This window comes from Variovorax sp. P4_D9 (genome assembly GCF_056401695.1).
Window position 1 is genome coordinate 1 of the sequence record NZ_JBFUIU010000150.1, and the last position, 14,698, is coordinate 14,698.

General features: G+C 68.6%; 13 protein-coding genes, 1 pseudogene and 1 riboswitch. Of the genes and pseudogenes, 2 read left to right on the top strand and 12 right to left on the bottom strand.

Annotated elements, in window-relative coordinates:
- Nucleotides 1–6 precede the first annotated feature (6 nt).
- The 12 genes from AC1DY5_RS17740 to AC1DY5_RS17795 form a co-directional block, all read right to left on the bottom strand.
- Nucleotides 7–1,206, bottom strand: a complete 1,200-nt coding sequence (locus AC1DY5_RS17740) for a pyridoxal phosphate-dependent aminotransferase (RefSeq protein ID WP_478113402.1) — start codon at nucleotides 1,204–1,206, stop codon at nucleotides 7–9.
- Nucleotides 1,203–1,736 (bottom strand): transcription antitermination factor NusB, encoded by a 534-nt coding sequence (gene nusB / locus AC1DY5_RS17745; RefSeq protein WP_478113404.1) that lies wholly within the window; start codon nucleotides 1,734–1,736, stop codon nucleotides 1,203–1,205. Before nusB ends, AC1DY5_RS17740 begins: the two co-directional genes overlap by 4 nt.
- The gene (ribH, locus tag AC1DY5_RS17750; RefSeq protein ID WP_478113406.1) at nucleotides 1,733–2,197 is read right to left on the bottom strand and encodes a 6,7-dimethyl-8-ribityllumazine synthase; all 465 of its coding nucleotides are present in this window, start codon (nucleotides 2,195–2,197) and stop codon (nucleotides 1,733–1,735) included. Before ribH ends, nusB begins: the two co-directional genes overlap by 4 nt.
- Nucleotides 2,197–3,357 carry a bifunctional 3,4-dihydroxy-2-butanone-4-phosphate synthase/GTP cyclohydrolase II gene (gene ribBA, locus AC1DY5_RS17755; RefSeq protein ID WP_478113408.1) on the bottom strand — a complete coding sequence of 387 codons (1,161 nt, stop codon included), beginning with the start codon at nucleotides 3,355–3,357 and terminating at the stop codon, nucleotides 2,197–2,199. Before ribBA ends, ribH begins: the two co-directional genes overlap by 1 nt.
- Nucleotides 3,354–4,007 carry a riboflavin synthase gene (locus AC1DY5_RS17760; RefSeq protein ID WP_478113410.1) on the bottom strand — a complete coding sequence of 218 codons (654 nt, stop codon included), beginning with the start codon at nucleotides 4,005–4,007 and terminating at the stop codon, nucleotides 3,354–3,356. Before AC1DY5_RS17760 ends, ribBA begins: the two co-directional genes overlap by 4 nt.
- A 43-nt stretch (nucleotides 4,008–4,050) precedes the next feature.
- Nucleotides 4,051–5,196 carry a bifunctional diaminohydroxyphosphoribosylaminopyrimidine deaminase/5-amino-6-(5-phosphoribosylamino)uracil reductase RibD gene (gene ribD, locus AC1DY5_RS17765; protein WP_478113412.1) on the bottom strand — a complete coding sequence of 382 codons (1,146 nt, stop codon included), beginning with the start codon at nucleotides 5,194–5,196 and terminating at the stop codon, nucleotides 4,051–4,053.
- A 16-nt stretch (nucleotides 5,197–5,212) separates the two neighbouring features.
- A complete protein-coding gene (locus AC1DY5_RS17770; protein ID WP_478113414.1) occupies nucleotides 5,213–5,536 on the bottom strand; it encodes a type IV pilin protein in 324 nt (107 codons plus the stop codon).
- 182 nt (nucleotides 5,537–5,718) lie between these two features.
- Entirely contained in the window at nucleotides 5,719–6,060 is a 342-nt protein-coding gene (locus AC1DY5_RS17775) for a hypothetical protein (RefSeq protein WP_478113415.1), read from the bottom strand.
- A complete protein-coding gene (locus AC1DY5_RS17780; protein ID WP_478113417.1) occupies nucleotides 6,054–6,593 on the bottom strand; it encodes a GspH/FimT family protein in 540 nt (179 codons plus the stop codon). The genes AC1DY5_RS17775 and AC1DY5_RS17780 overlap by 7 nt, the downstream gene beginning before the upstream one ends.
- A gap of 152 nt (nucleotides 6,594–6,745) precedes the next feature.
- Complete coding sequence (gene nrdR, locus AC1DY5_RS17785; protein WP_478113419.1) at nucleotides 6,746–7,189, bottom strand: transcriptional regulator NrdR; 444 nt, start codon at nucleotides 7,187–7,189, stop codon at nucleotides 6,746–6,748.
- A gap of 15 nt (nucleotides 7,190–7,204) precedes the next feature.
- Nucleotides 7,205–8,449 (bottom strand): serine hydroxymethyltransferase, encoded by a 1,245-nt coding sequence (gene glyA, locus AC1DY5_RS17790; protein ID WP_478113421.1) that lies wholly within the window; start codon nucleotides 8,447–8,449, stop codon nucleotides 7,205–7,207.
- A gap of 41 nt (nucleotides 8,450–8,490) precedes the next feature.
- A riboswitch (ZMP/ZTP riboswitch) is annotated at nucleotides 8,491–8,620 on the bottom strand.
- A 34-nt stretch (nucleotides 8,621–8,654) separates the two neighbouring features.
- Entirely contained in the window at nucleotides 8,655–9,497 is an 843-nt protein-coding gene (locus AC1DY5_RS17795) for a lytic transglycosylase domain-containing protein (protein ID WP_478113423.1), read from the bottom strand.
- A gap of 593 nt (nucleotides 9,498–10,090) precedes the next feature.
- Between AC1DY5_RS17795 and AC1DY5_RS17800 the strand changes: the two genes are divergently transcribed.
- Both AC1DY5_RS17800 and AC1DY5_RS17805 read left to right on the top strand, forming a co-directional pair.
- Nucleotides 10,091–13,903 carry a DUF748 domain-containing protein gene (locus AC1DY5_RS17800; RefSeq protein ID WP_478113424.1) on the top strand — a complete coding sequence of 1,271 codons (3,813 nt, stop codon included), beginning with the start codon at nucleotides 10,091–10,093 and terminating at the stop codon, nucleotides 13,901–13,903.
- 89 nt (nucleotides 13,904–13,992) lie between these two features.
- Nucleotides 13,993–14,698, top strand: a pseudogene (locus AC1DY5_RS17805) (DUF349 domain-containing protein); the annotation flags it as partial.

Genomic DNA, 14,698 nt, shown 5'->3' on the forward strand with positions numbered 1-14,698 from the left:
CGGCGGTCAGGCGGCAACGGCGGCGCCGGCCCAGGCGCGCAGACGGGACACCGACTCCTCGAGCTGCGGCATCGAGCTGGCGGTCGAGAAGCGGATGAAGCGTCCGGTCTGATCGCTGCCGAAGTCGCGCCCGGGCGTGACCGCGACGTGGGCCTGCTTCATGGCTTCGAAGGCGAAGTCCCAGCTGCCGGAGATGCCGAGCTTCTCGGCGAACGAGGAGCAGTCGGCCCAGGCGTAGAAGGCGCCGTCGGGGATCACCGGCACCTGCAGGCCGAGCGCATTCAGCTGCGGGATGAACCAGTCGCGCCGCGCCTTGAATTGCGCGCGGCGGCGTTCGTACTCGGCGATGCTGTCGGGCTCGAAGCAGGCCAGCGCCGCGTACTGCGACACCGTGCTGGCACAGATGAAGAGGTTCTGCGCCAGCCGCTCGATCGCCGGCACCAGCGCATCGGGCACCACCAGCCAGCCGAGGCGCCAGCCGGTCATGTTGAAGTACTTGCTGAAGCTGTTGATGCTGATGACCTGGTCGTCGATCGCCAGGGCGGTCTGGCCGAACTGGTCGTCGTACGAGAGGCCGAGATAGATCTCGTCGATCAAGGTGATGCCGCCGCGTGCGCTCACCACTTCGTGGATGCGGCGCAGTTCGTCGGGTGCGATCGAGGTACCGGTCGGGTTCGAGGGCGAGGCCAGCAGCACGCCGCGTGTGCGCTCGGTCCAGGCCGCCTCGACTCTGGCGGTGCTGAGCTGGAAGCGCTCGGCCGCGGTGGTCGGCACCAGCACCGCGCGGCCGTCGGCGGCGGTCACGAAATGGCGGTTGCAGGGATAGCTCGGGTCGGGCAGCAGCATCTCGTCGCCGGCCTCGATCAGCGCCAGGCAGGCCAGCTGCAGCGCGGCCGAAGCGCCGGCCGTGATGACGATGCGGCGGGCCGGCACGTCGACCTTGAAGCGCTCGGCGTACCAGTTGCTGATGCGCTCGCGCAGATGGTCGAGACCGGTGGCCTGCGTGTACTGCGTGGCGCCGGCGCGGACAGCGCGCGCGGCCGCTTCCTGCACCAGCGGCGGGGCCGTGAAGTCGGGCTCGCCAATGTTCAGGAAGATCATCGGCCGGTCGCTGTGGGCGACTTCGCGGGCCAGCGTCGATGCGGCCTTGGCGACTTCCATCACATAGAAGGGCTCGATGCGCTCGGCGCGCTGCGAAATCCTCATGGCTTGGCCTTGCCGGTCAAGCGGTCGGCTTCGACCTCGTCGGGACGCAGTTGGGGCGCCAGCCCGTTGAGCACCGCGTTGACGTATTTGTGGCCGTCGGTGCCGCCGAATTCCTTCGCGAGTTCGATGCACTCGTTGAGCACCACGCGCCAGGGTACGTCGAGGCAGTGCTTGAACTCGTAGACGCCGATCCACATCACGCCGTGCTCGATCGGCGAGATCTCTTCGAGCTTGCGGTCGAGCAGCGGCACGATCAGGGCGTCGAGCTCTTCGGCGCTTTCGATCGACCCGTGCAGCAGCGCGTCGTAGTGCGCGGCGTCGGCCTTGTGGAAGCCGGCCAGGTCGCGCGTGAACTGGTCGATCGACGCCGCGTCGTTGCGGCCCACCAGGTGCTGGTAGAGCGCCTGCAGCGCGAACTCGCGGGCCCGGCTGCGATTCGACTTCGCGGAGGCCTTGCGGGCCCCGGTGCTGGTGAGCCCGGAGCGGGTCTGGCGCGGCTTGCCGCTGGGTGCTTGGGTGTCGTCGGTCATGAAAGGGTGGCGAGCAGCTGCGCCATCTCGACGGCCACGCGCGCAGCGTCGCGGCCCTTGTCGGTCTGTCGCGCCACGGCCTGTTCGAGGTTCTCAGTGGTCAGGATCGCGTTGGCGATCGGGATGCGGTAGTCGAGCGCCAGCCGGCTCACGCTGGCGCCGGATTCGTTGGCGACCAGTTCGAAGTGGTAGGTCTCGCCGCGGATGATGCAGCCCAGTGCGACCAGGGCGTCGTAGCTTTCGCGCTCGGCCAACGCCTGCAGCGCGACCGGGACTTCAAGCGCGCCGGGCACGCTCACGTGTTCGATGTCGTCGTCGGCGACGCCAAGCGCCGCGAGTTCGTCCCGGCAGGCCTTGGCCAGCGCGTCCGTGATGTCTTCGTTGAAGCGCGCCTGCACGATGCCGATGCGCAGGCCCTTGCCGTCGAGCGCGACGTCGGCGCCTTTGTTCGCGTGTTGCATCAGAGCTGTTCTTTCGAGATGTAGCCGGCGATCTCCAGCCCATAGCCGGCCGCCATGCTGGGCATGCGGCGCGGCGTGCCCAGCAGGTTCATGCGGTGGACGCCGCATTGGCGCAGGATCTGGGCGCCGATGCCGTAGCTGCGCAGGTCCATGCGGCCGCGTTCCGGCGCTTGCGCCGGGCGCGCCGTGCCGTCGAACTGCGAAAGCAGCTCGGCGCCGGTCTCGCCGCAGTTCAGCAGCACCGCTACGCCCTTGCCCTGGGCCGCGAGGTGGGCCAGGCTGGCGTCGAGACTCCAGGAGTGCAGCGCGCGGTTGAGTTCGAGCGCATCGAGCACCGACAAGGGCTCGTGCACGCGCACGTCGACCGTGTCGTCGGCGTTCCACTTGCCGCGCACCAGCGCCAGGTGCACGCCATTGCTCGGCTTGTCCTTGAAGGCGTGGGCCGTGAACGGGCCCCAGGCCGTCTGGATCTCGCGGCAGCCGACCTTCTCGACCAGGGTCTCGGTGCGGCTGCGGTGCTCGATCAGGGCGGCGATGGTGCCGATCTTGATGTCGTGCTCGGCGGCGAAGAGCTGCAGGTCGGGCAGGCGCGCCATCGTGCCGTCCTCGTTCATGACTTCGCAGATCACGGAAGCCGGCGAGCAGCCGGCCATGGCGGCCAGGTCGCAGCCGGCTTCGGTATGGCCGGCGCGCATCAGCACGCCGCCGTCGACCGCCTGCAGCGGGAAGATGTGGCGGGGCTGGACCAGGTCGGACGCGACCGCGTCCGGCGCGACCGCCGCCTGCACGGTGCGCGAGCGGTCGGCGGCCGAGATGCCGGTGGTGACGCCCTCGGCGGCCTCGATCGAGACCGTGAAGGCGGTCGAATGCTTGGCGCCGTTGCGCGCCACCATCGGCGGCAGCTGCAGCCGCTCGCACATCTCGCGCGAGAGCGTGAGGCAGATCAGGCCGCGGGCATGGCGGGCCATGAAGTTGATGGCCTCGGGCGTCACGTGGTCGGCGGCCAGCACGATGTCGCCTTCGTTCTCGCGGTCTTCCTCGTCGACCAGGATCACCATGCGGCCGGCGCGCAGCTCGGACACGATCTCTTCGACCGGAGAGATCGGCGCGGGCGCTCGGCCGCTGCGCGAGGCGCCGATCGGCGTCACGGATGCGTTCATGGGGAACTGTCTTTCTGTGGGGGTTGGATGGCGCCGCTCTGGAGCATGCGCTCGACGTAGCGGGCGACGGTGTCGATCTCGAGGTTGACCTGGCTGCCTGCCTTCAGGCTGCCGAGCGCGGTGTTCTCGACCGTGTGCGGGATCAGGTTGATGCTGACCTCGCTGCCGTCCGCGACGTCGTTCACGCTGTTGACCGTGAGACTGACGCCATTGATGGTGATCGAGCCCTTGTAGGCCAGGAAGCGGGCCAGCGCGGGCGGCGCCAGCACCCGCAGTTCCCAGCTTTCGCCGACCGGCTCGAAGCGCCTCACGGTGCCGATGCCGTCGACGTGGCCCGAGACGATGTGGCCGCCCAGCCGGTCGCTGGGGCGCAGCGCCTTCTCGAGGTTGACCCGCGTCTGCGCCTCCGACAGGCCGGCGGTCTTGGCCAGCGATTCGGCCGAGATGTCGATGGCGAACAGCTTTTGTGCGGGATCGAGCGTGGTGACGGTCATGCAGGCGCCGTTGAGCGCGATGCTGTCGCCGAGCCCGACGTCGTCCAGATAGCCGTCGGGCACCGCAATGCTGAGACGCTTGCCGTGGGAGGAAGAACTGCCGAGGTCGTGGACGGCGGCGATGCGCCCCACGCCGGTGATGATTCCGGTGAACATCGCCGCATTTTCGCAGAGATGCGGGAGCTGGCCGGTCAGGGGTCTAAAAGTTGTCGCGTCCGACAACCCGGGCGACGACCCGGAGGTCCGGACCGATCGGCTCGAACGAGCGGAATTCGAGTGCCAGGGCTTCGGTCAGGGCCGTCAAGGCGCCGCCCGCAAAGGGCCGGCTGGCGATCCCCAGGCCGTCGCCGATGAACTTGGGCGCGAGGTAGAGCAGGATCTCGTCGACCAGGCCTTCGCGCATCAGCGAGCCGTTGAGCTTGTGGCCGGCCTCGACATGCAGTTCGTTGACTTCGCGCACGGCCAGGTCGCGCAGCAGCGCGGCCAGGTCGACCTTGCCATTGGCATTGGCCAGGCAGCGCACGCTGGCGCCGCGGGCCTCGAGGGCCGTCGCCCGTTCGTCGTCGCGCGCGGCGGCGTAGATCCAGACCGGGCGCTCGATCTCGAACAGCCTGGCGTCGGGCGGTGTCTGCAGGCGGCTGTCGACGATCACCAGCGGCGGCTGGCGGGTGGTTTCGACCAATCGGACGTCGAGCCACGGGTTGTCCTCGACCACCGTGCCCACGCCGGTCAGGATGGCGCCGGCGCGGGCGCGCCAGGCGTGGCCGTCGGCTCGTGCATCTGCGCCCGTGATCCACTGGCTGGTGCCGTTCTCGAGCGCGGTCTTGCCGTCGATCGAAGCCGCGGCCTTGAGCCGGACCCAGGGCGTCTTGCGGACCATCCGGCTGAAGAAGCCGAGGTTGAGCTCGCGCGCCTCGGCGGCCAGCGGGCCGACCTCGACCGCGACGCCGGCGGCCCGCAGGCGTTCGAATCCCTGGCCCGCCACCAGCGGGTTCGGATCGGCGATTGCCGCCACGACCTTGCCGATGCCGGCCTGGATCAGTGCCTCGCAGCAGGGTCCGGTGCGGCCATGGTGGGAGCAGGGCTCGAGGGTCACGAAGGCGGTCGCGCCGGCCGTCGAGGCGCCCCGCGCCGCCGCGTCACGCAAGGCCATCACTTCGGCGTGAGGTCCGCCGGCGTGCTGGGTCCGGCCGCTGCCGACGATGCGGCCATCGGCCGCGACGATGACGCAGCCGACCGCGGGATTCGGCGGCGCCGTGGTGCTGGCGGCACCGGCCAGCGTCAGCGCGAGGCGCATCGCCTCGTCGGCGTTCAGCGGCGAAGTCGGGGAGGGCGACGGAGTCATGCGAAGGATGGGTCTTTCAGCGGTTCCAGCATTCGGCCTGGAGCGGGTCCGAGGCGCCGCGGACGGCGAGCCCTTGCGCGCCGGCCTGGTCGAGCGTGTAGGCGCCGCATCGGTCGGCGGCTTGGGCGCCCTGGGGAGAMGCGGTCAAAGTGTAGCCGCTGCCTTGCGTGTCGGCGGGCTCGAAGCCGATCCGGTAGCTGCCCGAAGGGACGGCGCGGAGGCTGTCGGGGAAGTCCGCGGGGTCGCCCGGAAAGCGGCCCGTGGCGGTTGCGACGCGCTCGAGCCAGTGGGCCGCCTGCAGCAGCCCGGCGCGGGCCTCGGCGCGCAGGCTGCGCTGCACATGGGCCCGGTGGCTCGGGAGCGCCTGCCGCGAGGATGGCGACCAGTGCCAGGACCACCAGCAACTCGGTCATGAAGCCGCGCCGGCGACGGCGAGTCCTTGCAGCTGCCGCCAACTCGGGCGCAGCGGGATGCTGTCCAGGCGTTGCATGGGCGGCGCCACCGGCCAGCCGGGCGCCGACATCAACCGCTCGCCGCTGCGGATGCCCACGCCGAGGTCGGCCTCCAGGCGCGAAGGCTGGCCGCCGATTGCAGGCGGCAGGTGGGCGTAGAGCGTCGATCGGGGCGCAGAGCCGTTGAGGATGTCGAGCCCGGGTTCGCGCTCGCCGGCAGCGGCAGGTCGAGGAACCAGCCTCGCCGGGCTTCGCTGCCGGCGTACGGCACCGGATGCGATGACACGGTGCCGGCGCCCCGTGCGCTGTCGACCCGCACGGTCTGGGCCACCAGGCCGACGCGCCCGTCGGTCCAGGGATTCGAGCAGCGTTGTGCCCCGCTGCAGGCGCGGGCGCCGGCGTTGCTCAGCATTGGTCGGTGCCCTGGAGGGTCTGGAGCCGGCCGGCGGAAGACATGCACAGGACACGCGCGGCTGGGCCGTCGGTACTGCCCTGAGGCCTGAGCGTGAACTGCTGGAAGGCGCCCATGTTGTGGAAGCGGCCCATGCGGTTTAGGTTCAGGTAGGTCGAAGGGCTGGCGACGCTGACCGTCGCCTGGAAGCCGCGGGGCGGTGGCCAGTCCAGGATCAGCGCTTCGCCGGGGTCGCGTTGGCCGTAGACCGTCCAGCCGCAGCTCCAGTCCTTGTCGCTCACCGGTGTGCACCCGCCGCCCGAAGCCCTGCGCAGCGTGACGCGGCCGCCGCGCCGGACGCTTCCGAGCGGGCCACGTAGAGGGCGGACCGGAGGTCTTCCTCGGTGCGCAGCCGGTATCGCTCGAGGGTCCGGCCGAAGCCTGGCATCGCGAGCCCGGCCAGGATCGCGACGATAGCGAGCACCACCAGCCCTTCGACCAGCGTGAAGCGGCCAGGGACGAGAGGGCCTGGGAGGGCGGAAGTGGGAGCGCATCGGGCATGAGGAGCCGAATGCTAAGAAGGGTCGCCCCCCTCCTGCGACATCGGGGAGCCTGCCGGGCCGCCCTTGCGCGCGTGCGGTCGGACGGCGGGCCGCAGCGACGATTCAGGACAAAGTTCGCGACAATCCGAGCCCGTCCGGCGGGCTCAGATGTCCCGGAGCAGCTGCCTGAATTCGTCCACGTCCTCGAAGCTCCGATAGACCGAAGCGAAGCGGACGTAGGCCACCTTGTCGAGTTTCTTGAGCTCGCGCATCACGAGCTCGCCGACCTTGGTCGATTCGATCTCGCGCCAGCCGCTGGACAGCAGCTTCTGCTCGATGCGCAGCAGCGCGTTGTCGATTTGCTCGATGCTCACGGGCCGCTTGCGCAGCGCCAGCATCATCGAGGCGCGCACCTTGGCTGTGTCGAAGTCGGCCCGGCTGCCGTCCTTCTTGACAACCACCGGAAAGTTGACGTCCGGCCGTTCGTAGGTGGTGAAGCGCTTGTCGCAGCCGCTGCACTGGCGCCGGCGCCGCACGAAGTCGCCGTCCTCCGACACCCGGGTCTCGACAACCTGGGTTTCGAGGTGACCGCAGAAGGGGCACTTCATGCAGGGCTTCGCTGCTTATTTATAGACGGGGAAGCGGCTGGTCAGCGCATGCACCTTGGCCCGCACCGCATCGATGTTCGCCGCGTCGCGCGGGTTGTCGAGCACGTCAGCGACCAGGTTGGCGGTGGCGCGCGCCTCTTCATCCTTGAAGCCGCGGGTGGTCATCGCGGGCGTGCCGATGCGCACGCCGCTGGTGACCATCGGCCTCTCGGGGTCGTTCGGGATTGCGTTCTTGTTGATCGTCATGTGGGCGGCGCCCAGCACAGCCTCGGCTTCCTTGCCGGTGATCCCCTTGGCGCGCAGGTCGACCAGCATCAGGTGGCTCTCGGTGCGGCCGCTGACGATGCGCAGTCCGCGCTCGGTCAGCGTCTCGGCGACGATCCGGGCATTGGTGACCACCTGTTGCTGGTAGGCCTTGAACTCGGGCGACAGCGCTTCCTTGAAGGCCACCGCCTTGGCAGCGATCACGTGCATCAGCGGCCCGCCCTGCAGGCCCGGGAAGATCGCGCTGTTGATGGCTTTCTCGTGCTGCGACTTCATCAGGATGATGCCGCCGCGCGGGCCGCGCAGGCTCTTGTGGGTGGTCGAGGTGACGACGTCGGCGTGCGGCACCGGGTTCGGGTAGACGCCCGCAGCCACCAGGCCGGCGTAGTGGGCGATGTCGACCATGAAGATCGCGCCGACGTCCTTGGCGACCTTGGCGAAGCGTTCGAAGTCGATCCGCAGCGAGTAGGCCGAGGCGCCCGCGATGATCAGCTTGGGCAGGTGCTCGTGCGCCTTGCGTTCCATGGCGTCGTAGTCGATGGCTTCTTCGGCGTTCAGGCCGTAGCTCACCACGTTGAACCACTTGCCGCTCATGTTGAGGGGCATGCCGTGGGTCAGGTGGCCGCCTTCGGCCAGGCTCATGCCCATGATGGTGTCGCCGGGCTTCAGGAAGGCCAGCATCACGGCTTCGTTGGCCGAGGCGCCGCAATGCGGCTGCACGTTGGCGGCGTCGGCGCCGAAGAGCTGCTTGATGCGGTCGATGGCCAGTTGCTCGGCGACGTCGACGTGCTCGCAGCCGCCGTAGTAGCGCTTGCCGGGATAGCCTTCGGCGTACTTGTTGGTGAGCTGCGAGCCCTGGGCCGCCATGACGGCCGGCGAGGCGTAGTTCTCGCTCGCGATCAGCTCGATGTGGTGTTCCTGGCGGGCGTTCTCGGCCTGGATGGCAGCCCAGATTTCAGGGTCGGTCTGTTCGACCAGGATATTGCGGTGGTACATGGCAGTCCTTCAAGACGATGGTCCTTGTTCTTCAACCAAACAAGGGCTGCCCAGGCGAACGGCTAAACACCTGCCAAGAAAGACCGCAGGCGGCACGCTTCCCAGTGGTAGTCCACGTCAGCGCAATGCACCTGAAAAGGGTTGCGCCTATCGCCAGTCGCGTGCTGGCCGAGTGTAGCCGACGGCGCGAGCCGCCGCCAAAGACCTACGAATCGCCCAGCAGCGCGACCTGCTGCGGGTCGGGGTCGGCGCGCTTCGGCGCGTTCGGCGGCGCCACCACCTGGACCGGGTTGGCCTTCAGCGTCGGCGCGGTCGTGGGCGGGGAACGGCCGGACACGACTTGGCGCAGCCGCTCGTGCTCGGCCAGCACCTTGCCGGCGTAGCCGCCGTCATCGTTGAGGTTGGCGGCGCCGACGTAGTAGCGCAGGCCGCCCTCGAGCGAGCCGGCACGGGCGATGCATTCCTGCAGCACCTTGACGCCGACGCGCATGTTCGTCACCGGGTCAAAGGCGGTCAGGGTGCCGCCGGCGCTTTCGTATTTCTCGCCATGGACCCGGGTCATCACCTGCATCAGGCCCTGGGCGCCGACCTGGCTCTGGGCGAAGGGGTTGAAGCTGGATTCGACCGCCATGATGGCCAGGATCAGGGTCGGATCGAGCTTGGTCTTCTTGCCGAGATCGAAGGCCTCGGCGACCAGCACGCTCAGCGGCTCGGCCGCCACGCGGTATTTCTTGCTGAGCCAGTAGGCGACCGCGGCCTGCGGCTTCGGCAGCACCTGCGGGCTGGCCGCGGTGGTGCGCTCGATCGCGGTGGGCTCGAGGTCGGAGACCGAGACTTCGGGCACCGGCTTGCGGGACTGCAGCCAGCCCATCAGCTGCTCCTCGCCGGTCTGGCGCAGGTCGGGGCGGGCGGCCAGCGCCAGCACCGCGAACACGGTCGCCAGGCCGAGCAGGGCGAAGCTGTTGTGAGTGATCTCGAAGAAGCCGTCGACCACGTCGGACACGAAGGTCCTTACCCCCCGGGCCGTGGCATCTAACGCCTGTTTCATCGCTCTTCCTTTCTGTGCGGCACCCGGTTGCGACGCCACGGCGGACGAAGAAGAGGGAAGCGGCGCTTGGATTGGTACGAATCAGGTCCGCGCGAAAAAGGGGAGAGGGCGCGGCCGCCTGATCAAGCCGGCAGATGCCGGCAGCGGATTTTTGGAGGATCCGGCCGCTTGGCGGCTCGGTATGGAAGGCATTCTAGGAGTGGCTAAATACACAGTCAAGAATAAGAACTAAGCTTGATATTCTAATTTTGATGCAAGAAATGTATGAAATAGTGCACGAATCGACGCCTGAAGATCCATTGAAAACGCGATTTGCAATCGCGGTCGACAGCGCGTACGCTGAAGTGGCCTGAGCTATCAGGCGTCTACCAAGGTCCAGTGGCCCGACGAGAAATCCGACGGTCCAGCGGCTGCGGCCCAACGGTGGCAATCCCTTGCTGCCAGCATGACCGGAACGATTGAACTTCCGGTCGAGCGAAAAGATGGCATGGGCGTTGCGCCCGCCATCGAGCCCGGAGGCCTGACTTCGCGTCGAGCCGCCGGGCTTTCTGTTTCTGCGGACCGCATGGCGTTTGGGGCACACTCCCCCCTCGATGAATGCTGCTTTGCTGAAACAGAACAAATGGGTGCGGCGCGGGGGAATGGCCCTGCTGGTCCTGCTGGCGGTCTGGTTGATCGCCTGGCTCGCGATACCGCCGATCGTCAAGGGGCAGGTCCAGAAGATCGCCAGCGAGAAGCTGGGGCGCCAGGTCACGGTCGGCAAGATCGACTTCAAGCCCTGGACGCTCGAACTCGCCGTGAGCGACCTACGCATCGCCACGGCCGACGGCAGCCAGCCCCAGGTGGCGGTGAAGCGTCTCTACCTCGATGCCGAGCTGCAGTCGATCCTGCGCCTTGCGCCGGTGATCGATGCGGTCCGGATCGAGGCGCCGGCGATTCAACTGACGCACCTGGCCGATGGCCGCTACGACTTCGACGACATCCTGGCCAGGCTGAAGGGGGCACCGGAGCCGCCCGATGCGCCCGCGAAAGGGCTGCCGGGCTTCGCCATCTACAACATCGCGATCACTGACGGCGCTGTCGATTTCGTCGACGAGACCGTCAAGCGCCGGCATGAATTGCGCGATTTCGCGCTCAGCGTGCCCTTTCTCAGCAACCTGGCGTCGAAACGCGAGATCAAGACCGAGCCGAAGCTGGCGTTCGTCCTGAACGGCAGCAAGTTCGATTCGGCCGCGCAGTCGACGCCCTTCGCCGACAACCGCAAGACTGACGCCCAAATCAGCTTCCAGGGACTCGACCTGGTGCCTTACCTGGGCTACATCCCGGGCGGCCTGCCGGTCGCGCTGCAGGCGGGCAAGCTCGACGCCGAGCTGAAAATCGACTTCGAACAGGCGGCGACAGCCGGGCTCAAGATCACCGGCAGCATCGCGGCCAACGGCATCAAGATGGCGGATTCGAAGGGTCGCGACCTGCTCGGCTTCAATTCGCTCCGGATCGCGCTGGCCGACCTCAGGCCGCTGGAGCGCGTGGTGCATCTCAGCGAGGTGGCGCTGGCCGGGCCCGACCTGGTCGTGGCGCGCGATGCGGCCGGGCGCCTCAACCTGCTGGCGACCGACCGTGCCACCGGCGATACCGAGAAGGTGGGATCGGTCCCGACTCCGGCGGCTGACGGCGCCACCAAGGTAGACCCGCCACCGGCTTGGCGGGTCCAGGTCGACAAGGTGGCCCTGAGCGAGGGCCGCATTGGCYGGCGCGATCAGACCACCCAGCCCGCCGCCGCGATCGACGTCAAGCAACTGGCGATCGAGGTCCAAGCCGTGACCTGGCCCATGGAGAAGCCGGCCACCTTCAGCGGATCGACCTCAGTCGGCGGTGCTGCGCTCAAGTTCAGCGGCGAAGCCRCCGACAAGCGGGCCTCGGTCGCTACCGAAATGGAGGCGCTGCCGCTGTCGCTGGCCGCGCCGTACCTGGCCCAGAGTCTCGAACCTTCGCTCGACGGCAAGCTCAGCGGCAAGGTCGATGTCGAATGGAGCAACCCCGATCTCAAGTTCAAGGCGCGCAGCGTGGTCGCCGAGGGGCTTGCGCTGACCAAGGAAAAGACCGCGCTGGCCAGCGTCGGCCGCTTCGAGCTGGTCGACGCTGAGGCCGACATGACGAAGCACACGCTGACGATCGCGTCGTTCACCGCCGCCAATCCGAAGGTTCTGATCGAGCGCGACAACGAGAAGCGCTGGATGTTCGAGCGCTGGCTCAAGGCGCCGGCGGGCGGCAGCCAGGGTGCGACTGAAGCCGCCAAGGTCGCGGCGCCGAAGGACCCGAAGGCGACCGAAGGCGCGCCGGCGGGTGCCAACACCCGGCCGTGGCAACTGGCCATCGCCAAACTGGCGGTCGACAACGGCACCCTGTCCTATGCCGACAACGCCGGCGCCACGCCTGTGGCCTTCGAGATCAGCGCGCTCCAGGTCAACGCCCAGCATCTGACGCCGAACACCGCCACGGTGTCTCCGCTCAAGCTGTCCGGGCGCATCGCGGCCGGTCGCGCGGAGGCGGGGCGGTTCGAATACGACGGCAACCTGGTGCTGCAGCCGATCGCCGCCGAAGGCCGGCTGCTGGTGGCATCGCTGCCGGCGCATGCCTTCAAGGCCTACTACGCGGACGCGCTCAACATAGATATACGGCGCGCCTTTGCCAGCTACCGGGGCACGGTCAAGGTCGCGACCCTGCCCGCCGGGTTGAGCGTGCGCCTGGACGGCGATACGGCGGTCGATGACTTCCGCGCCAACAGCGTGGTGCTGGCCCAGGCCCCGGGCCTGTCGAGCAACCGGCAACTGCTGAGCTGGAAGACACTGGGCCTGCGCCGGCTTCAGGTGAACATGGTGCCGGGCGCGCCGCTCATGGTCGATGTGGGCGAGACCTCGCTGACCGATTTCTTCGCCCGCGTGATCATCGATCCGACCGGCAAGCTGAACCTGCTGTCCATGGTCAAGAAGCCCGGGCAGCCGGTGGAAGGGGAGGCGGCGGCCACCGAGGTCGAAACCAAGCGCAGCCTGGGCGGCACCACCACGACCACCAGCCGTCCGCGCACCGCGCGGGCGCGGGGACCGGCACCGCCCGCGACGCCGCAGGAGCTGGTGGTCGGCGGCGGGCCGGACATCCCTGCACCGGTGGTGGTGGCTGCGGCACCGGCCGCGGTCGACAGCGGACCGGCGCCGGTCATCAATTTCGGACCGATCATTCTGGTCAATGGCCGGATCGACTTCTCCGACATGTTCATCAAGCCCAACTACTCGGCCGACCTGACCGAATTGACCGGCAAGCTGAGCGCCTTCTCGTCCAGGCCCCAGGGCGACAAGCCCGCGCTGGCCGACCTCGAGCTGCGTGGCAAGGCCCAGCAGACGGCCTTGCTGGAGATCACCGGCAAGCTCAATCCGCTGGCCAAGCCGCTCGAACTCGACGTCACGGCCCGCATGAAGGAACTCGACCTGCCGCCGCTGTCGCCCTACACGATCCGCTTCGCCGGCCACGGCGTCGAGCGAGGCAAGCTCAGCATGGACGTCAACTACAAGATCGCCCCCGACGGCACCCTGACCGCGTCCAACAAGCTGGTGCTGAACCAGTTGCAGTTCGGCGAACCGGTCGAAGGCGCGCCGGCCAGCCTGCCGGTGCGGCTGGCGGTGGCGCTGCTGGCCGACCGCAACGGCGTGATCGACATCGACCTGCCGCTGCGGGGGTCGATCAACGACCCGCAGTTCAGCGTCGGCCCGCTGATCCTGAAGGCGATCGTCAACCTGATCGCGAAGGCCGCCACCGCACCCTTCGCGCTGCTGACCGGTGGTTTCGGTGGCGGCGGCGGCGATTCCAGCACCATTGCCTTCGCCCCGGGCAGTTCGGAACTCTCCAAGGAGGCGAAGGACAACCTCGACAAGGTCGCCAAGGCGCTGAACGACCGGCCGGGCCTGCGGATGACGGTGGTCGGCACCTCGAGCCTCGAGAAGGAGCGCGATGCCTACCAGCGCCAGCGACTGCGCGCGATGACGCAGGCCGAGAAGCGCCGCGTCGCGGTGCGGGCCGGCAAGGACGCCGCCGAGGTCGGTCCGGTCAGCGATGCCGAATACCCTGAACTGCTGACCGCGGTCTACAAGCGCTCGGAGGTCACCAAGCCGCGCAACATGGTCGGATTGGCCAAGGACCTGCCGGTCCAGGAGATGGAAAACCTGCTGCTGGCCAGCATCCCGGTCGACGAGGAGTCGATGCGGCAACTGGCGGTCGAGCGCGGCGCCGCGGCACGCGACTACCTGCTGGCCCAGAAGCTGCCGAGCGAGCGATTGTTCCTCGGCGCGGTGCGGACCAAGGCCGAAGGAGACGACTGGAAACCCGGCGCCGAACTGAAACTGGCGACCCGTTGACCCGCAGTGCCGCAAGTCGGTGAAAATGGAGCCATGCGCCGGCCAATGCCGGCGCCTCGCTTTTCCCTACAGATAACGATACTCGCTCAGTGACTTCATCTTCCTCCAAGCCTCACGACCTCCAGTCCCTCGACACCTTGACCGGAGGCGCCTTCACCGCGCCGACCTCGGGCGAACGCGCCCAGCGCATCCGGGAATGGCTCGCGGCCAATCCGTCGCCCGAGCAGATGCAGGACGTCTTCAGGGAGCTGAGCGGACGCGACAAGGGCGCAGCGCGGCTGCTGCGCGAGAAGCTCGACGAGCTCAAGCGGGCCAAGGGCCAGGAGGCGATCGCGGTCGAATGGACCCACAAGGCCGAGGCCCTGCTGGCCCAGCCGAAACTCAACATCGCCGATGCGCTGGCCTGGCAGCGCGACGCCGCCAAGGCCGGCGCGCCGCTGTCGCGCGAGCCCCTCGCGGGGTTGAAGGCCCGGCTGGCCGAGCGCGTGAAGGGCATCGAGGACCTGCAGCATCGGGCCCAGGTCCACCGCGAGGCGGCGGTGCTGCTGGCCCAGCGCTTCGAGGTGCTGTCGACCAAGAGCTGGCGCGATGCCCAGGGTGTCGAAGAAGCCCTGCGCGCCGACGTGGCGCACTGGCAGCAGCAGGCCGCCGAGATCGCCGCCGACCCGAACTGGAGCAGCCTCGACGCCCGCTTCGCGCCGCAGCTCGAATCCTCCAAGGCGCAACTGTTGGTGGTGTCGGATGCGTTCAACGACGCCCTGGCCCTGGCCGTGGCCGCCGCGGCCGACGCCGCCA